Source organism: Variovorax dokdonensis, from assembly GCF_030316895.1.
In the GTDB taxonomy this organism is placed as follows: Bacteria; Pseudomonadota; Gammaproteobacteria; order Burkholderiales; family Burkholderiaceae_C; genus Variovorax; species Variovorax dokdonensis.
In genome coordinates, this window is the sequence record NZ_JASZYV010000001.1 from 1,253,140 (window position 1) to 1,277,918 (window position 24,779).

A 24,779-nucleotide genomic window follows, 5' to 3' on the forward strand; every position below is an offset into this window, starting at 1 on the left:
ATCTCTTCTCTCGGTTGGATGAAAAAGAAAGCTTCAGTCGATCCGCTGGCCCTGGGCGTCGAAGCCGTGGGCATCTTGCGGCGACCAGCGCAAGCCGACCTCCTGGCCGGCCTCGGCCTGTTGGCGGCCGTCTGTGCGCACCAGCAGCGACTCGCTGCCGATGCGGCAATGCAGGATCAGGTCCGCACCGAGGTATTCGGTGCTCTCGACATGGGCGGGCATGCCGGCCGCATCGAGCGTGATGGCTTCGGGCCTCAGGCCCAGCGTCGCCGCCCGCACGCCGCTCGGCTGGCTGCTGCCGGCAATGCGGCCATCCTCAAGACGAAGGAGATTCATGGGCGGCGTGCCGATGAAGCGTGCGGCAAACGTGGTCGCGGGCCGGGCGTACAGCGCCTGCGGCGTGCCGGCCTGCTCGACGTGGCCCCGGCTGAGCAGCACCACCTGGTCGGCCATGCTCATGGCTTCGGTCTGGTCGTGGGTGACGTAGACCACCGTCAAACCCAGCTTGCGCTGGAGATCGCGCAACTCGCGCCGCATCTCCTGGCGCAGCTGGGCATCGAGGTTGGACAGCGGCTCGTCCATCAGGCAGACCTTGGCACGCGCCACCAACGCACGCCCCAGGGCCACGCGCTGCTGCTGTCCGCCCGACAGTTGCGAGGGCTTGCGCTCGAGCAATCCTTCAAGCCCGAGCAGCGCCGCCGCTTCTTCGAGCCGTTCGCGCGCCTGCGCTTTGGGCACCTTGCGCACCGACAGGCCGAAGCCGATGTTTTGCGCCACGCTCAAGTGAGGGAACAACGCGTAGTTCTGGAAGACCATCGAGATGCCGCGCTCGGCCGGCGGACGATGGGTGACTTCGGTGTCGTCGATCAGCACATGGCCGCCGGTGGCGCTTTCCAGGCCGGCGATGATGCGCAGCGTGGTGGACTTGCCGCAGCCCGACGGCCCGAGCAAAACGCAGAAGCTGCCGCTGTCGATTTGCAGGTCGATCGCATGCAATGCAGTGACATCGCCCCAGGACTTCTGGATACCGCGCAGCTCGATGGAGGACATCGAACCAGTATAGAAATCTTTGGTGACAATCCGTTGCGGGTCTGCTTGGTGTTTTCCTGAGACGGTCGCGTCAATGAATGTCGGTACAGTGAAAGCGCCCAAAAGGGCATTGGCAATTTAAGGAACCATCATGAGCAAAAAAGTCGCTTACGTTACCGGAGGCATGGGAGGCATCGGAACCGCCATCTGCCAACGTCTTTTCAAGGACGGGTTTACCGTCATCGCGGGTTGCGGGCCGACGCGCGACTTCGCCAAGTGGCTGGGTGAGCAAAAGGCGCAGGGCTTCGAGTTCTATGCCTCCGTGGGCAATGTGGGCGAATGGCAGTCGACGGTCGATGCCTTCACCAAGGCCAAGGCCGAACACGGCACGATCGACGTGCTGGTGAACAACGCCGGCATCACCCGCGATCGCATGTTTCTCAAGATGACGCGGGAAGACTGGGATGCGGTGATCGAGACCAACCTCAACAGCATGTTCAACGTCACCAAGCAGGTGGTGGGCGACATGGTCGAGAAGGGCTGGGGCCGCATCATCAACATCTCTTCGGTCAACGGCGAGAAGGGCCAGGCCGGCCAGACCAACTACTCGGCGGCCAAGGCCGGCATGCACGGCTTCACGATGGCGCTTGCGCAGGAACTGGCCACCAAGGGCGTGACGGTGAACACCGTGAGCCCGGGCTACATCGGCACGGACATGGTGCGGGCCATCCGCCAGGAGGTGCTCGACAAGATCGTGGCCACCATCCCGGTGCGCCGCCTGGGCGAGCCCGGCGAGATCGCATCGATCTGCTCGTGGCTGGCGAGCGAAGAGGGTGGCTATTCCACCGGTGCCGATTTCTCCGTCAACGGCGGGCTGCACATGGGCTGACGCGGCGACACGCCCCATCCAGCAAGACCCGCCATCCGGCGGGTTTTGTTTTTCATCTCCCCATGCGGGCGCTGGCGGACCGCTTGCATGGATACTGCGGTTCATGACGCACGGCGCTTCTCTCATCAACACCGTGGCAGCGGCGCTCGGGCTGGCATTGATCTTCGGCTTCGTGGCAGCGCGGCTGCGGCTTCCGGCATTGGTGGGCTACCTGTTGGCGGGGGTCATCATCGGCCCCTTCACGCCGGGTTTCGTGGCCGACGCCGACATCGCCGCGCAACTGGCAGAGATCGGCGTCATGTTGCTCATGTTCGGCGTGGGCCTGCATTTCTCCATCGACGACTTGCTTGCGGTTCGCAAGATCGCGGTGCCCGGCGCGCTGGTGCAGATCCTTGCGGCCACGTTGATGGGCGGGGCGCTGGCGTACTTCTGGGAATGGAGCCTCGGCGCTGCCTTGGTGTTCGGGCTGGCGCTTTCGGTGGCCAGCACCGTGGTGCTGCTGCGTGCGCTGGAAAGCCTGGGCCTGCTCGATACCTACGTGGGCCGGATTGCGGTCGGCTGGCTGGTGGTGGAAGACCTGGCGATGGTGCTGGTGCTGGTGCTGCTGCCGCCGCTTGCCGAAGTCCTGCTGGACCGTCCGGGTGCGGGTGGCGTTGGCGCCGATGTCTGGCGCACGCTGGGCGTGACGCTGCTGCAGGTGGGTGCATTCGTGGCGCTGATGCTGGTCGTGGGACGTCGCCTGTTTCCCTGGCTCCTGTGGCAGGTCACTCGTACCGGTTCGCGCGAACTGTTCACCCTGTGCGTGGTGGCCGCGGGCGTCAGCATTGCCTTTGCGTCGGCGGCGCTGTTCGGTGTGTCGTTCGCATTGGGTGCGTTCTTTGCCGGCATGGTCCTTCGCGAATCGGAGTTCAGCCATCGCGCGGCGCAGGAGTCGCTGCCGTTGCGAGACGCTTTCGCGGTCCTGTTCTTCGTGTCGGTGGGCATGCTGTTCGACCCGTGGGTGCTCGTCGAGCGTCCGTTGCAGGTGTTGGCCGTGGTTCTGGTCATCGTGGTGGGCAAGTCGATCGCGGCGGCCACGCTGGTGCTACTGTTCCGCTACCCGCTGAGTGTGGCGCTTACCGTCAGTGCCAGCCTGGCGCAGATCGGTGAGTTCTCGTTCATCCTGGCTGGCCTGGGCGCGTCGCTGGGCTTGCTGCCGGTGGAGGGCCGCAACCTCGTGCTGGCTGGCGCGCTGATCTCGATTGCGACCAATCCTTTGTGGTTCGCGATGATCGCGCCCTTGCAGCGCTGGCTGCTGGCCAATTCGGCGCTCGCCCGGAAGTTCGAGTCGAGCGTCGATCCAATGGCGGAGCTGCCCATGACGACCGACGCCCGCTATCTGTCGCGCCAAGTGGTGCTGGTGGGCTACGGACGCGTGGGCCGGCGCATTGCGGCGGCGCTTCGGCAGAACGACGTGCCCTTTGTCGTGGCCGACCGCAATCGGGAACTCGTCGAATCGCTGCGCGCCGATGGGCTGGCCGCCGTGTGGGGCGACGCCGCCGAGCCTTCGGTGCTGGTGCAGGCGCACATCGCGAGAGCGCGGGTGCTGGCCATCGCCACGGCCGACGCCATCGACGCGCGGCAGATGATGGCCACCGCGCGCGCGCTCAATCCCGACATCGAGATCGTCGTGCGCGGCAACAGCGAAGAGCAGGCGCGCCTGCTGACGCAGGAAGAAGCGACGGTCTTCCTGGGCGAGCAGGAACTGGCCCAGTCCATGGCGCGCGATGTGGTGCGCAGGACGTCCGTTCCCGCGCATTCCTGAAGCCGGGTCAGCCGGTTTGCCCTGCGTTCACAAATCTTCGATCACCAGGCGCCGGTAACGCTCGGCGGCCGAGTACGGCGCCCCACGCACCACGACCATGACCTGCTCGGCAACCGCTGCGTCACGCGTCTTGACGAGAAGGGCGGCGTGACCTTCTCGCGCCAGCCGCGTGTAGTTGCGAACCGCGGCGGCTTCGGTGCCTGCCGATGGCAGCGGAAAGTCGGCGTTGCGGGTGGTCGGCGTGATGGTGTCGAGGATCTCCTGAGGCGAGATGAGGTAGACCTCGTCGCCATTGACCACATCGGCGTCGATCAGCTTGTGCCCGATCTGGTTGGCCACGTCGATGCTGGGGAACATGATCATGGAGTGCCCGGTGGGATAGAAGATGCCGCCAATGGCGGACGTCATGTGGCTGTCCATCGCGAATCGCTTCATGCTGGCCCCCAGTTCGAGTTGTCGTCGATGGGCTCATTGCAATCCCGCGCGGACCGGAAAGTGATACTAAAGCGCGCATTTGTGTCATTTCGTGACAAATTGCGCTAGGTCCGGATGACATGCCCTTTTAGCATTCGTTCATCAAAAGTTTCCTTTCGATTGACATTGAATAACCGGGCGTCGTCATGGATCTGAAATTCTGGGTTCCAGTGGGCGGCACCGTCCTCATGGGCGTGGCGATCTGGTTCGTCAATCCGGCTTCCATGGAAAGCTGGGCGGCCTGTGTACAGGCAGCGGGCGTTCTCTTGGCCATTGGTTGGTCGGTGCGCCTGCAGAACCTGCATGCCAACCAGGGCTCGCGCCAGGCTGCGCAGGTGGCGGTCGTTTTCGCCGCGAACATGCACTGGGCCTTTCGCGAACTGAACGACGCCTGCATCAAGCGCAGCTGGACGGACTTCGTGGTCAACCGGCGCATCCTCGATGAGATCCTGTCGCAGGGCCGGGAAGTCTCGCTGCCCATGCTCGAAGGCCGCACGCTGGCCATGATGAGCGACCTGCGCGCCATCGGGGTGGAGGCATTGGAGCTCACCCTGCCGCACACGCCCGAGGGCAACTGGCGCCATCTGCAGAGCTACTTCGACAAGCGCCTGCCCAACATCGCCGCCTGGCTGATCGCCACCGGCAACCCCCCCGAGGCCAACGGCCCCACGGACTATCGCGGCCTTCGCACGTCGTTCAGCCAGCTCGGGCCGCTTTGAGCCGAGGGGCCGGCGGCCCCGAACGACATCGGGTTGGCACAATCGGGGTTTACAGAAATTGCCCGATGGCGCTCGATCCGCACATGAACCAGGAGCTGTCGCCGAGCCGTGTATCCGTCGCCCCGATGATGGAAGAGAGCGGTTTCCCTTGAACATCAACCACTTGCAGTGGTCTGTGTGTACGGCGCGCGTATGAGCGGGTTTCGCTCTTAGGGTCTCACCAGTTGGAAACTGGACCGACTGTCAGCGCCGGAACCAAGACTTAACCAAGGCCCACAACCTTGGAAGGCTGATCCCTATGCCATTGAAGTTGGGCTCAAGGATCAAGGGGTTCTTGGACTGTTGAGCTTGAGCGGCTTGCAGATGCTGCTGGATCTCAAGCTCTCGTCTCTTCAACTCAGACAGAACGATGGTGAAGCGGACGAACTCCTTGGAAGAGGCGGTGACTACCCGCTCCCAGTCGAACAACTCCTTACCTCGGTGGATCTTTATGAAGTTGCCACGACCCCCATCAGGATGACGAAATATCTCAAGGTCGGTTTGCGTACAGTGAAGAATGTGGCCATCCATAGCCTTACGCAACTGCGACGTCAGAGAGGCGCCCTTCTCCAAGAAAAGATAGAACTCCGCCTCAGGCAAGTTGTACATCATCTGGACAAGCCGAGATAGTTCTGCGTCGTCTGATATTTCGGCGTTCTCTATGTTGAAGACCATGATTCGCTTGACGCTACTCATCAAGCTATCAGGTAGGCGAAAGTCTTTGACAGGTTCGTTCACAGCAATTGAGGCTACCACTGCCGTGGCCTGCACAGCCACACCTGCCGGTGCTCGCTGATGTCTTTGCCCTCGACCTGGAACTCAGTGCCAGCGATCAGCAGCCCGTCGCCAGGGTAGGGGAGAAGGACTGGATCAAACATGGAGGCCAGCCCACGCAGGCTGGTCGTCCCATAGCCTTCCCAAAGATCCACCCTCAGCATGTTCCTCTTGGCATTGTTTGCAGCGCGGTCCATCTCCGTGATGCGCAGGGTGCCCTGGAGCGGTTGCCTCCACTCTGAGCGACGCAGGCGGCGACCAGCCTGCCGAAGGAGAACGACTTCCATGAACACTGTATAAGTGTACAGTGTTTGACGATGCGCCTTCGTCCGTACTACTGCCTGGATCAGACTCAAGGAGCGGTCGCGCTGCACGCTGGCCCAGGACAAGTGACCCCTAGAAGATCCTGATTAGCTTGTGATGGATCGCGTAATCCCTCCCAGGGGGGAGAAGGACATAGTACAGGTTGCCCATGATTTCTTCCGGAGCGATTAGCCCCTGATTCGTCGCCTCTGTCAGAAAGTGGTCAAGCATGATTCGAGACATACCAATACGCTTCACAAGCAGTTCGTATTCGATATGGTTAGAAGTGCTCGACTCATACTGAGTAACGATCAGTGTCATCACCTTCAACACACCATCGCCGGTCTTCTCGGCAGGGGTCTCTGCCACAGGCACGAAGGGATTGTTCGATATTGGAGGCGCCTCGAACAGAGGCTTCCCGTGAATGGCACGTGCGAGATTGTCGAACTCCAGCTCCATCTCATCGTCACGAGATAGATCCACAAAGTACTTGCTCTGCAAAAAAGTCGGAACGTTGTGTGTTCCGCCCTGCCTGATTACAGGGATGATTTTGTTCGAGTTGATCTGCTTCATGAGATCGGCAGTGACGATCATCTTCTCGTAGCCAACACCCCCCGTTCCGCTGTTAGCTTTCTGGACGTAGTTGTCGGTGCACACCATCAACACACGGTCAGCGGCTGCAAGGCTCCGTTCCATGAAATGTGGGATGTCATCACCTGGACCCAAGGACCACTGGTCGATGATCGAATCTATGCCGGTATTGCGAAGGCGGGTCGCAAGCTCCAGTACCCACCTCTTGTGTTCCTGAGAATCGTGCGAATAGGAAAGAAAGACCTTCGGGGCATTGTCAGTTGCCAACTTCTCACTCCATCTATTTGTCGCAAGCATTCTCACGGTGCTTGAAACAAAGATGGAGGAAATATTACCGCTGAGCGGCCTCGTTCCGCTTGACCAGGCGCTTCATCACTTCCAAGCAAACCTTGGAATAGGTCATTGCTGGTAGGGCCTCGATCTGTGTGGCCGTGAGATTGGTCGAGGCAGCGAGCAGAGCGGCGACCTTTTGATTGGACATGGCAGGGCCATATTCTTGGCTGATGGCAAGCGCCCTGGCCTTGGGAATGTCGAAGACTTCAACGCCTTCTACGATGGTGGACTGCGGCATGGTGGCCTCCATTCAACGGGGTTGACGCACAAGGCCATAGGAAGAACTCATGGTTCGATCCATCTGGCCCGAAGAGAACATGGCCTTGACCTTCTGCTCAACGAAGATGGTGATCTGCTTCGACCCATCTGCATTGTCGACCGCGCTGGTCGTGACTTCAGTCTCGGCTGCGTTGTTGTTGATGACGATGTTCACGGGAGATGCCTGAACGCCAAGGTCACCGCTAGAGGTTCGCTTCAAGGGAACCACGGCCTCTGGCCCAGCTTCACCGGCCACTGCCAAGCGGCCATTGGTCCTGAAGAAGGTGGGGCTGTTGAGAATGCCTCCACTTGCGAAGGCTTGGATGCCATCGACAAATGCACCACCCTTGGCAAAGCCAGCACCAGTACCCCCATAAGCAGACACCAGCGAGGTAAAGAATTTCTGGATGACTGCGTTAGTGAGCCATTTCGCGATCATCTTGGTCAGGTCTTCCAAGAACTCACCGAACGAGAACTCGGCCTGACCCAGACCATCGATAAATTTATCGACGAACCCAGCCGTGAATGATTCGCCGGCCTTGATAAACGACTCTGCGGTGAAGGTCGCCGTCTCTGCCAGCTTCTGCGTACTGCCGTGCATCTTCTCTTGGAACTCGGTCATCGTGATGAGGCCGCGGCCATAGGCCTGGATTAACAGCTCGCTAGCCTGAGCCGCATCGGCAGTACTCTTCTTGACGTCGTTGGCTGCCTTTACGACAGGATCAAGGAGTCCTTCAAGCTCTGCTCTCTTGGCCGCCAGTACCTCGAATTCCTTGGAGGCCGAGTTGGCGGACAAGGCAAGTTCAGCCATCTTCTCGTTGACAGCTGCCAAGACCTGCTGGTTGTCGCTCTGCGTGCTATAGAAATCCGCGACCTCGTCGCTCAGCTTGTTGAAGGCCTCGGTGACAGGATCGACGTATTCAACAAACGTGGCGAACTCAGGTGAAAGCTTCTTCAGTTCCTTGAAGTAGATGTCCCACTGCGCCGTGCCCTCTTTGCTCTCCAGGCGAAGCTTGTCCAGCTGTGCTGTCAGATAGCCCACCTGCTTGGGCAGCATGGCCGCTGTCTCACCACTGCTCTTGAGAGAGTCCAGCCAGGACTCCCAGGCAGTTTTCACCTTGCTCAACTTGTCTGCAGTGTCCTTGAGCTTGGCATTGACCGTCTCCACCTGACTGGTGGGCAAGGCAATGTGCTGGAGGGGAAGCAAAGCTTGGGTAGCACCATTGACAGCACCGCCCAGGTCCTTGATCTTTTGGGTGAGACGCTCGACCTCTGCTTGCCACCTGCGCAGTTCCACTGGATCGCCGAACGCTTCGTTGGTCAGGCGATCCACCTCGTTCCGAGCATTGACCAGTTCCTTATTGAGATTGGTCAGCGTGTCGAACAGAAGTGCAGGCGAGACACCAAGGTTCTCGAACATCGTCTGGATGGCGCCCTTCCACACGCCCAGGTCCTTGACGTTTTGAATGAGCCTGGCGCTGTACTCATTGAGGGCAGGAACCATCTCAGTCAGCAGGGTGTTCCCGACCGACTTCAAGATGGCGTTGATCCTGTTGAGGTTGGTATCGAACTCCTTGGACGCGTCCACTACGCTCTGGTCCAGGACGTACCCGAGTTTGCGGGCTTCATCGCCAAGGTCTGCCATGGCCTGCGAGCCTTGGGTCAAGACCGGCACCATCTTCTTGCCGACCTCATCACCAAAGATCGCAGCTGCCTTGGCCGCCACCAGTGACTTGTCAGTCATCACAGAGAACTGATCTGCGATCTGGTTAAGCGCGGATACAGCGCTGTCACCTTCACGCACACCGAGTGAGCGCAAAGCCTTGGACGCCTCGGACGTGCCCTCGCTGATCTTGCCAAGCTTGACTGACAGCGCATCCAACGCGCGAACCATTACCTCTGCATCGGCACCACCCTGAATGGCCGCGTACTGGAACTCCTGCAGCTGCTGAACAGAGGTGCCCAATGACTCTGCCTTATCAGCAAGGTCAGCTGTGGCCTGGGCAAGGGCAGTGACACCCTTGACCCCTTCCAAGGCCCACTGACCAATCTGGAGGGCACCCAACCCCTTGAACAGGTTGCCAACATTGGTGACCAGGGCAGTGGTCTTTGTGTTGATCTGCCCAATGTCATTCTGTACCTTGTTCAAGGACGCCGACATCTTGTTCAGATCGCTCATCGCCTTCGTGGCGTCGATGCGAATCTGAGTAAGAAGTGTGTTCTCGTACTCAGCCATGGTGGCTATCTCCTTCTGGACCGCGACAGGCGGCCCTGTTTGGGTGTGATTTGCAGGAACTTCGTGCCTTGGTTCGACTTTTCGCCAGGGACCTGATGCGCCTTGGTGGACTGCACCGATACGTTCAGGCTTGAGAACAAGGGGTGTCGCTTCAGTGCTCTGGCGGCCACCAAGAAGTAGGTCGGTGTGCCCTTGCTATTGGCGGCGATGGATGCGTAGTTCAGCGTCGGCTTGAGGATGAGCCTGTCCCCAGGGCCAAAGACAATGCCTTGCCCAGGCTTGTTGATGAGGGGCTCCTGTTTGCCCTTGCGCAGGAGCATCCAGTTCCAGTTGCTCAGGTCACGTAGAGCACCGGTCCTTGGCTGTGTCATCGACCGCACAGCTTTCATCAAGGCTTGTTCAGTGACCCGCAGAACCTTGACCGGGATCGTGCTGCCAAACCTGACCTGAACAAACTTCTCAGCGAACAAGATGCCCTTGCTCCTGGAGTTGTCCACGTTGATGAAGTTGACCTCGTTTCCTAGCTTCAGCTGCGCGTCCAGCTGCTTGACGGACTCAACGCGCAGGATCGCCTGGATGGCTTCGGTATTGACCTTGATGAACGCAGGCGTCAGTGATCCTGGAGCATCGAGAACGATGGTCCTGTTCTTGGCCGACGTGATGAGGTCGATGACTGCCATTGCTCACGCCTTCGTGTATCCGTGTTCAGCGAGCAGGGACAGAAGGTCATCACGAAGACGTGATTCAGTGCAGCCATCTGGAATGAGCAAGGCGTTCAGGATCGACGTGAACCTAACAAACGTGCCGCGGGCCAGAACCAACTGTTCCTGGACGGCGCGTTGCTGCCAGTACTCAGGCGAGTTCATAGGATCAGCGGCCGCCACTTGTGGTGCTTGGGGGGCAACGTAAGGGCGAAGCTGGTCCAGTGACGTGACAGGGTTGGAGGGGATAGGCCCGTACTCCTTGAGTCCCACGGTGTGGAGGCCATTGAGCTTTCGTCTCATGCGACTTCTCCCACCATCGACTTGATGGACTTCTCGATCAAGCCAAAGCACGCAGCTGCGTCGTGTCCTTGATCGATGAGCTCGGTGACGATGGCCTCCACTTGTTGTTCTGAAGGAGCATTAGGTAGCCGGCCCAGTGACTTGCAGTGCAGGTCCAGCAGAGTCTGCGCGTGGCGATGCAATGCCGGGCGCAGGTCCCGCGCTTGCTCGATCTGCATGAACTTGACCAAGAGCGATCTGTCGATGGGAATCTGATTCATCGGGGAATCCTTTCGTGAGATCGATACGATTGAAGCCGGAGCACTTGTTCTGGTATGCGAGTTGGTGGAGCTCATGGGGCGTGAGCAGCAGGTCCTGATCGCGCTCAGATTCATCAAGCCGTGGCGCGGTGGCTGCAAGGCGCCAACCAAGTTCAAAGCCTTGCAGGATCGCAGCTCTTAACTCTTCGGGGTCCATGCGGGTTGCCATGCCTTCTGTTTCTGGAGATTGAAAGATCCGCCCGGTCACGCCACTGTCGTAAAGCCACTGGGCGAACAGATCACCTGGATAGGCTTGGAACTCCTTGATGCAGCTGGCATACAGGTATGCGGCCCAGGTCGCTGGCCCAGCAATCGCGACGCGCTGTTTCCCGATCAAAGAGTTCACACCGCTTGGGATGCAGCTCTGACGCAAGATGAAGATGCGCTGCGCTGAGTTCTCCACTGCCACGAGTGAGCGGCCAAGGCCACTGACCAATGTTTCTGTGGCCCGAGCTTCAAGATAGAAGTCGTTGAGTCCGAACTCCTGGCGCAGGCCTAGGGGAATGAGTGATGCCATGTAGGCACCCCGTTCCAACAAGGGCATTGCCAGCCGAGGCTCTGACATCCAGCCTTTGCCCAAAGAGCTCATGGAGCGCAGGACGTGGTTGTAGGCAGCGTTGGTATCGCCTCCACTCTTCTGGACTTCGACAGCTGCCTGCACTGCACAGACTTCTTGAAATCGATCGAAGATATTGATCGAGTCCATCATGGCAAGCACATCAAAATCCGGCCTCATGATGCTTTTGCTCCAGTACCTGCAAGCACCTGTTCGATGGATTGCTTGAGGGCATCGCATGCCTCTGTGAAGTTGGCCTTGCCAAGCATGGTGACTGCCATGGCTTGGCCCTTCACTTCAGCGATCGCTGACCTGTGTACCGATACGTGCGAGTCGGTGAGTCGCTTTTCCAGCTGGACGAAAGCCTCCTTCATCATCTTGCCCAGCAGATCGATCTGACGTTCTGTGAAGCCGGTACGTGGCGGGGCAGGGGCTTTGATCGCCTTCACCTTGGCGACCACTTCCTGTTGCTGTTGCGAGAGCAGGACCATGTCCTTGCGCAACTGATCGAGTTCGTTGAGGACAGTCATTGGGGCGGGTTCCTTGAATAGAAGGAGTTGAGGCGGGCGAGGAGTTCGTCGAGCTCCTTGTTGCCCAGCGCAATGGCCGTCTCGACAGTTCTTTGGTCGAGGACCGATGAAGGCGTCTGCCTGGACAGCTGCAACAAGGACGTGAGGTAGCGAAGCCTGTTCTTCAGGTTCGCCACTTCGCAGGCATTGGCGATGCGGAACTTCTTGTCCTTCATGGCCTCCAGCTTGCGTTCAGCCAGCTGGAGGTTCTCTTCGAGGTACTTCAGGGTTGAAGTGGCCTCCACTGCTTCGCCATTGAGGTATCCGGTTCTGACGATCCGGGCACACATGGCGAGGCCAGAGTTGTCTGTGAGGGGAGTGCCGTTCTTGATGTGGTCGGCGCAGCTGCGAATGGTGGCCACCAGTGCCTCGACCTGCTTGATGGCGTCCGTGGCCTTGGACAAGCGTTCCTTGCCTTCGGCAGGGAGTTCTTCAAGCTCGGTGGGGACAGAGAACTGGGCCAGCTCTGGGATCGATGCCTGCAAGGCGCTCAGGCCTTTGCCGACCGTGACACGGGGGCAGGCGACGTCGATCGCGTCATAGCGCTCATCGAGGGTGTTCAGGTACAGCTTGACCCGGTCAATGTCCCTCTGCGCTTGGGCAATTGTTAATGTGGTCAATTTACATTTGCTCCTGGTTGATCTGGAGCGAAATGCGAATTGAGCACTTGCCCCTAATTGGCCCAGACCTTTGGGTCAACTAAGAGCACTATGTCATTTCCATATTTGCCTGGGAGCCTTATTTATTGCAACAGAGCGCAGCAAGAAAGGGGCTATTCAAGTATCCCCCCTGCAGGCTATTGATCGCTTAAATGCCAGCGACTCAATTTAACGGCTGGTCGATATTCAATGATGCCGCTTGATATGGCCTCCATCTCTTGCGATTGGTGCCTGATTCCTTTTTGTCAAGATTCAGATCAAATGGCGCTCGGCAGCTGCGCTGAGGCCTTCCGAATTGAATTTCCTCGAACTAAAAGAAGACGAACGGAAAACCCGGCGGCCTGGGCCCACCCCCCTCCAGTCGACAATAGACCCCCCAGGTGGTGAAGACGAGTGCCGCACAGCGATATGCGAAACGAGGGTCGTTATCGTTGGCGCAAGAAAACTTCGCGAGTCGGGGTGGTGTCGCGTGGCATTTCGTTACAGTGGGTGTGGCACTGTCCGACGGTAATTGGTCATTTGCGAATTGGTCACCACACGCGATGTCAATGGTGAATGACAAGTCACACCCTTCAACCTGTGAGTGCTGGACTTCGCAGCAGACCCTGATCTATTGCCATTCGTAATTGTCTCGCACGTCGCGTGGCTAATGATCGGGCAGAAGGCTCTATGGCCACCTGCACTGGCTCTGGTATCACGTGCCCAAAGTCTTCGGGTCTCGGACACCAAGTACCAGCGAACCTCAGCCTGTGAATATCGAGGCGCAAAGACGGTGATGCGTCTTGCAAATCGCCGAACACCACGATGCGACGCGATGCTGACAGGACGATGTACTGTGCCATGACCACCTTTATGTCGCATGGTGATACAGACGTACATAGGTCTGTTTAAAGGGCCATAGACGCGTCAGAAGAGAAGGTAAGCATCAGGCACTGCCTTTGATTTCTGGACCAACCTGGACCATTCTGGTGGATACCTGGGGCACTTCTACCTAGGGTAGAGGGCCTATAGGGGAGGGTCAGTAGCCACCTGGGTAGGTTCAGTGGTCTGTGTAGCGCTTTAGACCACAAAGGTACCAAAGGTACCAAAGGTCCCAATATCCTATTTATCCATGGGGAAACTGCTGCTTTCTATACCCACTCGTAATAGCCTTACCTACCCTTATTTTTATTTAAGTTTACCATCAAGGAAAAGGGAGGGGGGTCAAGCACAATATTCCCATGGTATATAGGAGATTGGGACCTTTGGGACCTTTGGGACCTTTGGGTCCTCATGTGGCCTAAGGTCTTAGTTTCTGATGCCAATAGGTCCCAATGGTCCCAATTGCCTTAGTCGAGAGTGGTGGGACGCTTAGGCCGGAACGTCTTCTGAAGCTTGGCCGCAAAGTCCAAGACCTCTTTCCGAGAAACTTTGTCGCTGGCGTAAATGATTCGTTTGTCCTTTCCAAACTTGAATTTTCCATCACTTGCAAATTCATTCTTAAGGGCGGAGTAGCCACTCTTGCCAAATCGCAGGTAGACGCGCTTAGGGACGCGAAGATCAGTGACCAATTCCCTGAGTCCCAAGTCTTGAGCTGCTTGGATGGCCTGGTCAACGACCAATGCGATAGGGAAATTGAGGTGTTCGAGCACAGTGCGCATGTCGCTATCAGTGGTGGCCTCATTAGCCATGGCGATTTCCCAAAATGCCTCTGTTTGCTTAGGTGGACCACTGGCATCAAAACCTGAAAGATCCACAGATTTCAGGTACGCGACAACTTTGTCAATGCCATCCTCTTCCTTGTACCACTTGAATAAGGCTTTGCACTTGGCTTGGGTTGCCTCCGTATTGAGCTCTTTACTCCAGGCAACATAGTGGCGACCGTCATCGGGGGGCAGATAAAGACCAGTGGTCTTGTTGTTCGTCGTGATAAGAACGCCAATGAGATTGGGAATATAGCGCTCAGGCTTGTTCTTCTCGTTGACACGAAGCACCTCTGGTGGAGCTGCAATCAAAGTCTTGGTGCGTTCATAAAACGCGTATTTGCTGTTTTCGCCCATGTCTCGTGCCTCACTGATTCGAAGAACGATGCCTTGTTGCCACCCATTGAATGACCCAAACAGCTCGATGGGACTGATATCCTGAAAATTGGGAGCACCACCAACACCAGTCCACACAGGTGAAATCAGAAGATCCTTGCCAATGCGGGGCGCTCCACCGATAACCAAACAGTGGTTGATCTTCTCGTAAGGACGCTGGATGCGGTGGGCAAACCATTGCTCCAAGTGTTCCCAGTCATCCGGAAAAAGCTTGCGTCCATGCTCAATCCAAGGAGCAGCGGCAGTTGCCAGCTGACTGTGAGTCCGGCCCTTTTTGTTGGCACCTAGAGCAGAATTAGGAGCCTTGTAAAGGTTGAACACATTGTGGCCCTTCTGAATCTGAAGGCCACTCTGGTTAATTGCCACATCCTTCATGAGCTGAGGTTGCCCAGGAAACCAGTTCATCTGTCCAATGGCCCTATTCTTGGAAAGCCATCGCGCAGGTCGCATTCCCTCGATATTCCCAAACTTGGCATTGAGCTTTTCTGCAGTCCAGAACGTCATTGCTGGCACATACAAAAATTGTGGCGTCTCCATCAACGAATAAAAGTCTTTTCGAAGGCTTGCAGTTTCAGGCAATTCAGGCTTTGCCTTTTTGGGAGATTCGGGTTCGTCATTCAACTCTTCCCGATTCTTGAATACGTTTTGCGGTCTGGAGGCATCAACCTCTTCGGACGCGGACCGCATCTGTGCTCGGTATAAATAGGCGACCAAACCTAAACGATCATCTGCCTTGGGTCCGGCCTTCCCGGCAATGGCCACGCTAATGGCATACGCTTCGCGAGTCAGGAGACTGGCAACCTGGACTTGTGAATAACCGGCACGGAGCAGGTCTTTAACAACTCCGGAGATGACTGACGACCGATCAATCGCGCCATCAGGCTTGCGATGACCTGAACCCTCGAAGTTTTCAATCCATTGGCGAGTAGTGGAATTGACTCGCTCATCCAATTGGACGTCATCATCAAAGTCAAAGTCCTCTGGCAGTTTCCCTCCAGCAATGCCTGCTCCACTGAGTTCATCTTCACTGATTTCATCGAGCAGTCCTGCGCTGACAAGACCGTCGAGATACTGATCGATGAAGCTGCCGGAACGGCACGAGTGGATCTTCATCTTTGGCCACCCTGGGATTTGCCCAACAAACAGGCCCAACAAATCATTGGAACTCTCAGCTTTCGGTAAGCCAAGGAAGTGATTTCCAGGTTTGTCTCCCCACTGTTTCAACAGGCGCTTGTACCGACGCTGTTCAATAGGCTTCATGGGGCGCGAGTAAATGTGGATGCCATGCCACTTAGGGTGCTTCTCAGTGTGGTTTGATGACGTGTGAACCACGCCTACAAATCCACCAAGGATTCGCACCGCATCATCGAACGACACTGACCCTCTATCGTGGTCACTTGTCAGTGCAACATAAGTGGAGACGTCTGCGGCTGTTCGGCTACCGTTACTGCCCTTTTTCATCCTGGCTGGGATGAACAGAGTCATGTGCTCTTTCTTTATTTGGTTGATATCGCCAATGCTGACAACGCCGTCGGAACGCTTGGGCAAAACAATCTCGGCTGTGATTAGAGTCACAAGCTCACGCATCGAATTGACTCGTTTCGCCACACCCACCGCCGTTGTATTTGCTGCGATGGTGAAAGACAGATAAGGTTTCGGGAGCTTGAACATTTCTGCCACAGACGTATTACTACGCGACATAATAGGGTTCCTTAAAGAAATAAAGTCACTCTCGCCGACACTGACCACCGCACATGGTCGGTGTCGGCTTTTTTCCTATAGAAATCTCTCTACAAGTGGACGCCGACACTGCCTCTACGAATGTTGGTAGTAATAGTCATTGCGGTCTTCAGCTGTTGAAAACCAAAGATAGGTGTTAAAGCCCATCTCGCTGATAAACACAAGAACTTTGTTGGTTGGAAAGCCTCCGACCCACGAGTAAAGCTGGCATAAGGCCATTGGCCCCTTCTCTGTTTCCACAACAGAGACCACGTCCCCTTGCCAATGAAACCGGCCATCTTCTTGGCGAGACAGGAAATGTGACCCAACTAAAGGGTGTGGTTCAGTCATGGCCTATCCCACCTCCACACCGAGCAACCTTTTGCTCATTGATCGCTGCCAACGAAAACCGTATGGGTCATGCCTGCCATGTTTTGCACCGAGGCTGGTTAAAACCCATTGACCTGTGCCAGGCTCCCTCTCGATATAACCCTGCTCGACCAGCAGGGTATTGACTTCGCTAACAGTGCGTGGCGGCTCCATGAGCAGACCAATTTGTTTTTCGCTCACGTATGGCATCACGCCTTCCTTTTTGCAAAAGGGCCAAGGCGCGCTTTCTTCGTAGCGGCTGCGCTCCGTGCACCCAGCATGGCGGCCACAGATGGGCTCCACTTAATCATCCCAGTGTTGCCGATCTTGACAAAGACACCGACCTCTGCCCCTTTAGCGGTGAGCTGCCATGTCTTGCCATCTTCGCCTTTGACGTGGAAGCCTTTGAACTCGAGCAGCTGATTGATTTGCTGAGCCGATTTAGGCGCATCAAACATTTTTCCAAGTGCAGTGGCCGTGACATAGGAAACGGTTTCGCTTGCTGATTTCATTTCTTGCCTCCATTCTTCTTTGCACCGGTTTGTTTTTCCTGCCACTTCCTTTCAAGAAGTCGGATCAATGCCGTAATCTCTACGCTCTTCTGCGAGCCATTGGTTGAGAAGGTCGGCAATTTCTCGGCTTCTTCAAAGTCCAACTCGTCGGGGTCAAGGCCAAGGATCTTCGCGCGAAAACGTGCGTTCAAACGGCGGCCGTGTGTCAGATGATCCATAGCGTGTAATGTCCTATTGGGTATTGCGGAAATCCAATTAGGTCGGGGTTCTATTTGCGAGGACACAGATCCATAATAGAAAAACTAATCACGAGTGGACCGGTGATAAGTTTCCCTGAGCTAGTAAAAAGCACTAGGTACTAATACCGGTGTGATAGGGGCGACGAAACCCCAACCAGTACCCAATGCCTCTGAAGTCCTTTCGGAGTCCCCAGGGACCACCGGGCCGCCTCCGTGGTCGTCCTTTTAAGGGGGTAGGAAACGCCTGGGCGCATAGAGTCACCGACCAGCGACACGCAGTCACGCCGTTCCACCTATGGAGCAGGTCTACCGGCTGGTCTGCGTGTCGCTGGATCAGTGCAGCAGGCGAGCTATCGCACAGTCAGCCGGCGCAGCTGGGCGTAGCTCTCAGGCGGCATGAAGCTTTGGAGGTAGCTGTCCCTGTCTGAGGCAAGGACGCCGACCTCCGGCCTGCCGTCCCGATCGACGGCCACCATGAGCGGTACACCGTGGACCAAGATCAGAACTGGATGGCGGCAATCGTCCGGACAAAAATGGGGGCCTTCGTCCAACTGGCCGTTTTCAAAGAGCTCATGCATCGTCGTCCTCCGTTTCTTCATCGTCGGCAAAGCCCCAAGCTTCCTCCAGTCCTTTCATCCATGGCTTGAGAGCCCTGGGGTCCTGGCTCATATCAAATACCCCAATGCACTTGTACCTAAGCTTGGTGGCCTTGAATACCAGCCAAGCAAGAGCAAGCTTCTTGTTCCCTTGGGTGATGAGTTCAATTTCCAGTTCATCAATTCCACCAGCTTCTGCAATCAACTCAACACGTTCCATAGGCGTGTATTTGCGATCGCGCTCCTGGAGCGATTGGCGGTAAAGCTCTGTGCGCTTTTTCTCGCAGGTCACGCAACCCTTGTCGTTGACATAGAATTTGTCGCCTCCACATTTTGGACAGGGATCGTCACTGTTGTAGTGGGGGTAGCCCAACTCAATTGCCTCTTGTTTAGTAAGTCCAGTCATTGCTAAGCTCCATCAAGTTGTTTGATCTTTCGCTTTAAATCTGCGCGCTGGTTTGACCTTGAACGAAAATCGCTGGCCGAATTGGGGAAAGTCGCAATGAAAATATTGCCCTCAGGCGTACGAAGTTGAGCCCTCAAATGGGTTCGGCCGTTATATTCAATGTGCTCGCATTTCAATCCGAGTGAGCGGATTAGGGCAATCATTTCTCGCTTACCTTTGGCCATGGCTCTGCTCCAAAAAAGTGGCCGCCACAATCGTGTGTGGCGACGTTGGTTGCCTAGATGCCGCGGTCGCGGGCTTCAACAAGTTCGTGCATCAAATCCCAATACAGTTGGGAGAATCGATTTGATACATTGATGAGCTCCCTGCGGCGGTATTTCGTCGTATTGATGTTGAACATTTCGGCTTCGACAAAAACCTTCAGAGCCTTGTCGACTGCTTGAAGATGTTCAATAAAGGCCGTCCTCGATACGACCAAAGCATCAGCTGTCCTTACGGAGTCGTGTTTACTTGCTATGTCCATGTCATGCTGCCTCTTACAAAAGATGTGCTTTGCTAACTCGCTTTCCCTCATTGCTGGGGGCAAGCGTTTCTTTGTGGAGTGACAACCCATCCAGCCAAGTCTGGACAGTGACTTTTGAGTAAAGAAAGCTGTTCCCTGCCAAGATGTGTGGAGGCCCTTTACGCAAGGCCCTCCACCTCGCCGCGGTCGTCTGAGTAATTCCAGTGAGAGCCAACAGCTGCGGCTCTGTCAGGTATCCCAGCGAATTGGCGATTTCTGTTGCGTCGTCCACGAGCCAAACTGTCGTGGGCGCGGTGTTCGCTTACCCGGGGGGTGCGAACATTTCGATCAACTGCGACTGTTGTATCGACGGACCTTGAGCCTCACTGCGGTGGGAGTCAGGCCTGAGTTGGATGCCACCTGTCTGATGGCATCCATGTGCTGGAGGCCGCGGGCCATGGCTTCGTTGACCCGTTTGGCAAGGTCAGCGGCTGATTGGGATGGAGGCCGGCCACCTGTGTTGCGGCGGAACTGTTGGGCCAGGATGGCCTTGACCCAACGCCTGGAGGTCGTCACCTGAACGGTGACCACGGCACTGCCAGCACGCCAGACCCCTGCGGGGAACAGCGGCTCGGCTTCTACGTCATTCACCCAAGCCTTGCCGTCTTGGATGAGGATTTTCACTTGGCACGAATCTGCTTGTGAGCAGTTCTTTTATTTGCGATCAAGGCAACAATCTCACTCAATGCTTCCTTTGCAACATGAGTTCTCACGTCATGCTGCTCGATCGCCGATTGAAGCCTTTGAAAAGCTTGTGAAATTTGGAGAATGTCAGTGTGGTTCACTCCGCAGGTGGGGCAGATGTATGGTTGCTTTTTCATGGCGCCAAATCTATCAGGCCGCCCTTCGATCGTCAAGAAAAAAGCTATCGGTCTTGAAAATCAATAGATTGTGTTAACTGAGCAAATTAAAAAGCCACGTCGAAGTTAATCGACGTGGCTTTGTTAAGAGTGATGATCTAAGTTAATTCTTGTTTTCACGTTCAAACTACAGGCGAGCCTGGGTGATTGGGTTCGACAGGTCAGGCTTCTTTGGTGGCATGTGTCCTGCTCATGTTCGACGACCTGCACGACGACGATCCGCATCAACGCCATGCAGAACACCACGAGATCATCATCATCAAAATGACGCTGCCCGTACACGAGGAGCTTTACCAGTTCCGCAAGTACAGCGACAAGGACGGCAACTAGTGGCGCAGCACGAGAACTCCCACTAGATGATCTTCACTATCCACCAACACTTCAAGGCTTATGTTAGTTATCGCTCATCTTCTAGGGCTCGTAGATTCTACAAGTGCGAAACAACTTAGAAACTACCGTGAACAGAGATGTCCACATTGCTATCTTGAAGGGAGCCGGATTCCCGGGTCGAATGCCACTTGCGGGTCGCGTATCGTTTCACTCAGGTCAACACGAAACGGCGGGCGACACATGAAAGAGTCATCGGGCACGGTAGTCAAAATCGCAGCGTGCATGTCGATGCTGCGCAGCACCCTGAGCATTATTGATAGCTCCGCGTTTAAGAAGGCGTGGAATTGGGTTGCTGATGTTTTTTCGGGATGAGGCTTAAGTGGAAAGACTCCTTTAAGAGTCTGGAATATTGTCTTGCCCACTTCCAGCCAGAATTAGGGCAAAAACCCCCCAAAGGGGTTTTTGTCAGTGAGTCAGAAAAGAAAAAGCCCGCTCAATGGCGGGCTTTGTTTAATTGCAGCTGCGGTCAGTCTTGATTGCAAAGTTCTTCTAGCTGTTTAAGGATTGCCTTCTTTCGCTGCGAACGGATGGAGGCCTCAGATTGGTAGGCCCGCCATGCAGCGAGTTCTTCAGGCGTCATGGCTGCGAGGCGTGCCTTGCGTGACTTCATCGATGCTTGGGAAGGGGAGAGCTTGGCGGGGGCGGTCATGTCCAGGTCCTTGTTGAAGAGTGAACCTGGATCGTGTCGCGATGCCCGAGTCCCGCGAGCCCTATGCCGACTCATCCTGCCGGCTTTGGCGCTTGTATTTCGCAAGCACGTCGGCTGGAGTTACTTTTGTATATCGGCGGAGCATCGCCCAATCGCGATGACCAGTTAGAAGACTCGCAGTTGGTATATCCAGGCCATCGCGGAAGAACTGCGCGGTGGCTGCATGGCGCAGGTCGTGGAAGTGGAGGTCCTTGATGCCGCATGCCGCCACTGCCTTGGTAAACGAGGCACTGACTGCAACCCGCGTGGCGCCCTCGAACACCTTGCCCTTCTTCCGCTTGCCCACCATCTCTTTGACGATGGCCAAGGCATCTGGAAGGAGGGGAACCAACTGGTCGTTGGTCGCCTTGATGTTTGGGTCAGGGTGCTTGCGTGACCTGATCCAGATGGTGGATGCCTCAGGATCGAAGTCCTCCACATTCAGGTTGACGATTTCTCCGAGGCGCATGCTCGATGCAAGGGCGAACTTGCAGATCGTCTCCATGGGGTTCTTGAGCAGCGGCTTGCTGGCCCAATGGGCGTACAGCTTCGCAAGTTCGTCAGCGGTGGGCTCGCGTGTGCGCTCAGCAGGCCTGGTAGTGATCCCTCGATAGGTGATCGCTTTCCTAGCGTTCTTGGCGAGGTCAACGTCAATGTTGAGGCGCCGAGCATGCTTACCGAAGCTGAGCACCGACGAGAGGGCACTCAGGTACATGCTTACGGTGACGCCACCAGCCCCAGCCTTCAGACGCTTATCCACCCAGTCATTCAGCACAACCGCCGAAAGCTTGGACAATTGGATGCTGCCAAGTTCACGCTTCAGAAGTTCCAGCGAGAGGCGCTTAGACCTGCCGTAGGTCTTGGGGGTGTCTTCTATATAGCGATCGATAAGGTCGCTGAGAGTGGCGCCCTTGGGTACGGTCCTGAGGTTGCCAGTCTTGGCGGCCAGGGCTTCCGCGTCCCAGGCGACAGCTGCTGCACGGGCTTCTGCCATGGTGGCGAAGGAACCGTTCTTGTAGAAGCCGGTCGTGTGATGGCGGACGGTGACCCTGAACTTGCCAGATGGAAGGGTGGTGATAGATGCCACGTGAGTACAGGTGTGGGTGTATGTAATGGTCCTCGCAAATGTACTGCGTGTGTGTATCTCGTGAGTATGAGGCCTCAAGAATAGTGGGTTTTGGCCTCCATTCAATCGACATGAATCAAGTAAAATCAACGAGTTACGTGGGGCGAGTTTCGGTGGCTCCAATGATGGATTGGACGGACCGGCACTGCCGCTACTTCCACCGCCTGCTCAGCCGCCGTGCCTTGCTCTATACCGAGATGGTCACGACGGGGGCGCTGCTGCATGGCGACGTGCCGCGCCATCTGCGCTTCAACACTGAAGAGCATCCCGTTGCGCTTCAGTTGGGCGGCAGCGAGCCGGCCGACCTGGCGCATTGCGCCCAACTGGCCGAGCAATGGGGTTATGACGAGGTCAATCTCAACTGCGGCTGTCCCAGCGAGCGGGTGCAGCGCGGCGCTTTTGGCGCCTGCCTCATGGCCGAGCCGCAACTGGTGGCCGACTGCGTCAAGGCGATGGGCGGCGCGACTCGGCTGCCGGTCACCGTCAAGCACCGCATCGGCATCGACAAGATCGAGCGCTACGAGTTCGTGCGCGAGTTCGTGCAGCGGGTGGCCGATGCCGGCTGCACCACGTTCATCGTTCATGCGCGCAACGCGTGGCTGAAGGGGCTGTCGCCCAAGGAGAACCGCGAGATCCCGCCGCTGCGCTACGAACTGGTGCACCGCCTCAAGCACGAGTTTCCGCACCTCACCATCTCCATCAATGGCGGCTTCGTCGACAACGATGCCGTGCAGCAGCAACTGCGCCTGCTCGACGGCGTGATGGTCGGCCGCGAGGCTTATCACAACCCCTGGTGGCTGGCTCAGTGGGACGCCGAGTTCTTCGGCGAGGAACAGCGCGAGCTGACCCGCGAAGACGTGGAAGCCGCCATGTGCGACTACATGGTTCGCGAGGCGGCCGAGCACGGCACCTCGTGGTATTCGATCGCGCGCCACATGCTGGGTCTGCGCAACGGCTTGCCGGGTGCCCGCCGCTGGCGCCAGGTGTGGAGCGACCATCGCCTCAAGCACCTTCCGCCGCACGAGGTGATGGCGATGGCGGCCGCGCGCCCGAGCCTGGCCGAGGCTACGTCGTAGGCTCCTGCGCAGCTTCGGTCACCCTGCGGCCGAACACCATCTTGTCGTAAGGCACCAGCCGCGAGCCTTTGAGCCACCGGTAGCCGAGCCACATGGCCAGGAACATCGGAATGCCGATGTAGGTGGCCGCGACACCCGCCCAGTCGATCCGGTCGCCCAGGAAGGCCTGGTAGTTCTGCCCCAAGGTGACGATCATGCACAGCGCAAAGGCGAACAGCGGCCCAAAGGGGAAGAAGGGGGAGCGGTAAGGCAGTTCGCCCAGGTCGCGCCCTTGAGCGACGAAGCCCTTGCGAAACCGGTAGTGGCTGATGGCGATGCCCAGCCAGGCGATGAAGCCTGTCATGCCCGAGAGGTTCAGCAGCCACAGATACGTGCTCTGGCTTTCGAACATCGATGTGAGAAAGCAAAGCGCGCCCACGGCGGTCGTGGCCAGAAGCGCGACCAGCGGCACGCCCCCGCTGGACAGGCGAGAGAAGATGCGCGGAGCGCGTCCCTCGACGGCGAGGTTGTAGAGCATGCGCGTGGACGCATACATGCCCGAGTTACCGGCCGAAAGCACGGCCGTCAGGATGACCGCGTTCATCACACCGGCCGCCAGCGCCAGGCCGGCGTTGCGAAACACCAGTGCGAACGGACTGACGCTGATGGACTGGACGTCGCTCTTGAGCAGGCTCGGGTCGGTGTAGGGGACCAGCAGTCCGATGATGGCGATGGCCAGCACGTAGAACAGCAGGATCCGCCAGAACACCTGCTTGACCGCACGCGGAATGTTGCGCCCTGGATCGGCCGACTCCCCCGCGGCGACGCCGATGAGCTCGGTGCCCTGGAATGAGAACCCGGCGATCATCGCCACGCCGATCATGGCGGACAGACCTCCGGCAAAGGGCGCGTCGCCCACCGTCAAGTTATGAAGGGCCGCAGACATGCCGCCCACGGGCCCACCGCGCATGATGCCGAAGATCATCAGGCAGCCGAGGGCGATGAACACGACGACCGTGATGACCTTGACCAGAGAGAACCAGTACTCGGCTTCGCCGAAGCCGCGCACCGAGATCGCGTTGAGCAGGAACATGATCCCCAGGAACAGGGCGCTCCACAGCCAGCCGGGCGTGTCCGGGAACCAGTAGGCCATGACCAGTTGCGCCGCCGCCAGCTCCACGGCGATGGTGATCGCCCAGGTGAACCAGTAGTTCCAGCCCACCGCGAAGCCGAAGCCGTCGTCGACGTAAAGGCGCGCGTAGGTGGCGAACGAACCGGAGACGGGCATGTAGGCCGCCAACTCGCCCAGGCTGGTCATGAGGAAATAGACCATGAGCCCGATCACGAGGTAGGCAAGCACGGCGCCGCCGGGCCCCGCTTGGGCGATCGTGCTGCCCGAGCCCACGAACAAGCCGGTGCCGATGGCGCCGCCGATGGCGATCATCGTCAGGTGACGCGCCTGTAGCGTTCGCCGCAGATGCGGCATCTCGGCGGTCGCTGAAGGCTGTGTTTTCAATGCGATCTTTGTAGTTGGCATTCGCTCCCCTTGTCTCCTGTGCGCGATGGCGCAGCCGAGCGTAGCGCAAGGGCTAGCACCGGTGACAGAGTCCTTCGGCGATTGACAAAGTGGACGCACACCCGCG

The 24,779-nt window shown here is 57.4% G+C and carries 30 protein-coding genes; 5 read left to right on the top strand and 25 right to left on the bottom strand.

The features are described 5' to 3' along the window. Positions 1–33 precede the first annotated feature (33 nt). Complete coding sequence (locus QTH91_RS05800) at positions 34–1,050, bottom strand: ABC transporter ATP-binding protein (RefSeq protein ID WP_286659054.1); 1,017 nt, start codon at positions 1,048–1,050, stop codon at positions 34–36. Positions 1,051–1,180: 130 nt separating this feature from the next. On the opposite strand from QTH91_RS05800, the gene phbB reads away from it, so the two are divergent. Both phbB and QTH91_RS05810 read left to right on the top strand, forming a co-directional pair. After that, the gene (gene phbB / locus QTH91_RS05805) at positions 1,181–1,918 is read left to right on the top strand and encodes an acetoacetyl-CoA reductase (protein ID WP_286659055.1); all 738 of its coding nucleotides are present in this window, start codon (positions 1,181–1,183) and stop codon (positions 1,916–1,918) included. A 103-nt stretch (positions 1,919–2,021) separates the two neighbouring features. Then, positions 2,022–3,722, top strand: a complete 1,701-nt coding sequence (locus QTH91_RS05810; protein ID WP_286659056.1) for a cation:proton antiporter domain-containing protein — start codon at positions 2,022–2,024, stop codon at positions 3,720–3,722. Positions 3,723–3,749: 27 nt separating this feature from the next. On the opposite strand, the gene QTH91_RS05815 is transcribed toward QTH91_RS05810, so the two are convergent. Further along, positions 3,750–4,130 (bottom strand): hypothetical protein, encoded by a 381-nt coding sequence (locus tag QTH91_RS05815; protein WP_286659057.1) that lies wholly within the window; start codon positions 4,128–4,130, stop codon positions 3,750–3,752. Between the two features lie 212 nt (positions 4,131–4,342). Between QTH91_RS05815 and QTH91_RS05820 the strand changes: the two genes are divergently transcribed. Further along, positions 4,343–4,915: a hypothetical protein gene (locus QTH91_RS05820; RefSeq protein ID WP_286659058.1), complete on the top strand. Its 573-nt coding sequence runs from the start codon at positions 4,343–4,345 to the stop codon at positions 4,913–4,915. Positions 4,916–5,158: 243 nt separating this feature from the next. On the opposite strand, the gene QTH91_RS05825 is transcribed toward QTH91_RS05820, so the two are convergent. From QTH91_RS05825 to QTH91_RS05920, 20 genes are all read right to left on the bottom strand, one after another. After that, positions 5,159–5,650 (bottom strand): hypothetical protein, encoded by a 492-nt coding sequence (locus QTH91_RS05825; RefSeq protein ID WP_286659059.1) that lies wholly within the window; start codon positions 5,648–5,650, stop codon positions 5,159–5,161. A 53-nt stretch (positions 5,651–5,703) separates the two neighbouring features. Next, positions 5,704–6,015, bottom strand: a complete 312-nt coding sequence (locus QTH91_RS05830) for a hypothetical protein (RefSeq protein WP_286659060.1) — start codon at positions 6,013–6,015, stop codon at positions 5,704–5,706. 109 nt (positions 6,016–6,124) lie between these two features. After that, positions 6,125–6,889 (bottom strand): toll/interleukin-1 receptor domain-containing protein, encoded by a 765-nt coding sequence (locus tag QTH91_RS05835; RefSeq protein WP_286659061.1) that lies wholly within the window; start codon positions 6,887–6,889, stop codon positions 6,125–6,127. 64 nt (positions 6,890–6,953) lie between these two features. Beyond that, positions 6,954–7,193 carry a hypothetical protein gene (locus tag QTH91_RS05840; protein ID WP_286659062.1) on the bottom strand — a complete coding sequence of 80 codons (240 nt, stop codon included), beginning with the start codon at positions 7,191–7,193 and terminating at the stop codon, positions 6,954–6,956. A gap of 12 nt (positions 7,194–7,205) precedes the next feature. After that, the gene (locus QTH91_RS05845; RefSeq protein WP_286659063.1) at positions 7,206–9,449 is read right to left on the bottom strand and encodes a phage tail tape measure protein; all 2,244 of its coding nucleotides are present in this window, start codon (positions 9,447–9,449) and stop codon (positions 7,206–7,208) included. Positions 9,450–9,454: 5 nt separating this feature from the next. Continuing rightward, positions 9,455–10,129, bottom strand: coding sequence for a hypothetical protein (locus QTH91_RS05850; RefSeq protein WP_286659064.1), 675 nt, complete (start codon positions 10,127–10,129; stop codon positions 9,455–9,457). A gap of 3 nt (positions 10,130–10,132) precedes the next feature. Beyond that, positions 10,133–10,453, bottom strand: a complete 321-nt coding sequence (locus QTH91_RS05855; protein ID WP_286659065.1) for a hypothetical protein — start codon at positions 10,451–10,453, stop codon at positions 10,133–10,135. A gap of 120 nt (positions 10,454–10,573) precedes the next feature. Beyond that, positions 10,574–11,488, bottom strand: coding sequence for a hypothetical protein (locus QTH91_RS05860; protein WP_286659066.1), 915 nt, complete (start codon positions 11,486–11,488; stop codon positions 10,574–10,576). Next, on the bottom strand, positions 11,485–11,838 hold the full coding sequence (locus QTH91_RS05865; RefSeq protein ID WP_286659067.1) for a hypothetical protein: 354 nt from the start codon (positions 11,836–11,838) through the stop codon (positions 11,485–11,487). The genes QTH91_RS05860 and QTH91_RS05865 overlap by 4 nt, the downstream gene beginning before the upstream one ends. Continuing rightward, the gene (locus tag QTH91_RS05870; protein ID WP_286659068.1) at positions 11,835–12,497 is read right to left on the bottom strand and encodes a hypothetical protein; all 663 of its coding nucleotides are present in this window, start codon (positions 12,495–12,497) and stop codon (positions 11,835–11,837) included. Before QTH91_RS05870 ends, QTH91_RS05865 begins: the two co-directional genes overlap by 4 nt. Positions 12,498–13,864: 1,367 nt before the next feature. After that, positions 13,865–16,285 (bottom strand): primase-helicase family protein, encoded by a 2,421-nt coding sequence (locus QTH91_RS05875; protein WP_286659069.1) that lies wholly within the window; start codon positions 16,283–16,285, stop codon positions 13,865–13,867. A gap of 144 nt (positions 16,286–16,429) precedes the next feature. Further along, positions 16,430–16,684 (bottom strand): hypothetical protein, encoded by a 255-nt coding sequence (locus QTH91_RS05880; protein ID WP_286659070.1) that lies wholly within the window; start codon positions 16,682–16,684, stop codon positions 16,430–16,432. A 3-nt stretch (positions 16,685–16,687) separates the two neighbouring features. After that, the gene (locus QTH91_RS05885; protein ID WP_286659071.1) at positions 16,688–16,903 is read right to left on the bottom strand and encodes a hypothetical protein; all 216 of its coding nucleotides are present in this window, start codon (positions 16,901–16,903) and stop codon (positions 16,688–16,690) included. Between the two features lie 8 nt (positions 16,904–16,911). Beyond that, positions 16,912–17,214, bottom strand: a complete 303-nt coding sequence (locus QTH91_RS05890) for a hypothetical protein (protein ID WP_286659072.1) — start codon at positions 17,212–17,214, stop codon at positions 16,912–16,914. Beyond that, positions 17,211–17,432 (bottom strand): hypothetical protein, encoded by a 222-nt coding sequence (locus QTH91_RS05895; protein ID WP_286659073.1) that lies wholly within the window; start codon positions 17,430–17,432, stop codon positions 17,211–17,213. Before QTH91_RS05895 ends, QTH91_RS05890 begins: the two co-directional genes overlap by 4 nt. Positions 17,433–17,803: 371 nt before the next feature. Then, on the bottom strand, positions 17,804–18,031 hold the full coding sequence (locus QTH91_RS05900) for a hypothetical protein (protein WP_286659074.1): 228 nt from the start codon (positions 18,029–18,031) through the stop codon (positions 17,804–17,806). After that, complete coding sequence (locus QTH91_RS05905; RefSeq protein ID WP_286659075.1) at positions 18,024–18,455, bottom strand: hypothetical protein; 432 nt, start codon at positions 18,453–18,455, stop codon at positions 18,024–18,026. The genes QTH91_RS05900 and QTH91_RS05905 overlap by 8 nt, the downstream gene beginning before the upstream one ends. A gap of 277 nt (positions 18,456–18,732) precedes the next feature. Then, positions 18,733–18,978 (bottom strand): hypothetical protein, encoded by a 246-nt coding sequence (locus QTH91_RS05910; protein ID WP_286659076.1) that lies wholly within the window; start codon positions 18,976–18,978, stop codon positions 18,733–18,735. Positions 18,979–19,305: 327 nt separating this feature from the next. Then, positions 19,306–19,641: a hypothetical protein gene (locus QTH91_RS05915; protein ID WP_286659077.1), complete on the bottom strand. Its 336-nt coding sequence runs from the start codon at positions 19,639–19,641 to the stop codon at positions 19,306–19,308. Beyond that, positions 19,638–19,838 (bottom strand): hypothetical protein, encoded by a 201-nt coding sequence (locus QTH91_RS05920; protein WP_286659078.1) that lies wholly within the window; start codon positions 19,836–19,838, stop codon positions 19,638–19,640. Before QTH91_RS05920 ends, QTH91_RS05915 begins: the two co-directional genes overlap by 4 nt. Positions 19,839–20,051: 213 nt before the next feature. Here QTH91_RS05920 and QTH91_RS05925 point away from each other — a divergent pair, with 213 nt between their 5' ends. Further along, on the top strand, positions 20,052–20,207 hold the full coding sequence (locus tag QTH91_RS05925) for a hypothetical protein (protein ID WP_286659079.1): 156 nt from the start codon (positions 20,052–20,054) through the stop codon (positions 20,205–20,207). A gap of 526 nt (positions 20,208–20,733) precedes the next feature. Here QTH91_RS05925 and QTH91_RS05930 read toward each other — a convergent pair. Together QTH91_RS05930 and QTH91_RS05935 are read right to left on the bottom strand one after the other, a co-directional pair. After that, on the bottom strand, positions 20,734–20,916 hold the full coding sequence (locus QTH91_RS05930) for a hypothetical protein (RefSeq protein WP_286659080.1): 183 nt from the start codon (positions 20,914–20,916) through the stop codon (positions 20,734–20,736). Positions 20,917–20,977: 61 nt separating this feature from the next. After that, the gene (locus QTH91_RS05935) at positions 20,978–22,042 is read right to left on the bottom strand and encodes a tyrosine-type recombinase/integrase (RefSeq protein WP_286659081.1); all 1,065 of its coding nucleotides are present in this window, start codon (positions 22,040–22,042) and stop codon (positions 20,978–20,980) included. A 110-nt stretch (positions 22,043–22,152) separates the two neighbouring features. Between QTH91_RS05935 and dusA the strand changes: the two genes are divergently transcribed. Then, a complete protein-coding gene (dusA, locus tag QTH91_RS05940; RefSeq protein ID WP_390368286.1) occupies positions 22,153–23,157 on the top strand; it encodes a tRNA dihydrouridine(20/20a) synthase DusA in 1,005 nt (334 codons plus the stop codon). Here dusA and QTH91_RS05945 read toward each other — a convergent pair. Beyond that, positions 23,147–24,673, bottom strand: coding sequence for an amino acid permease (locus QTH91_RS05945; RefSeq protein ID WP_390368282.1), 1,527 nt, complete (start codon positions 24,671–24,673; stop codon positions 23,147–23,149). The two genes, dusA and QTH91_RS05945, sit on opposite strands and share 11 nt — an antisense overlap. Positions 24,674–24,779 lie beyond the last annotated feature (106 nt).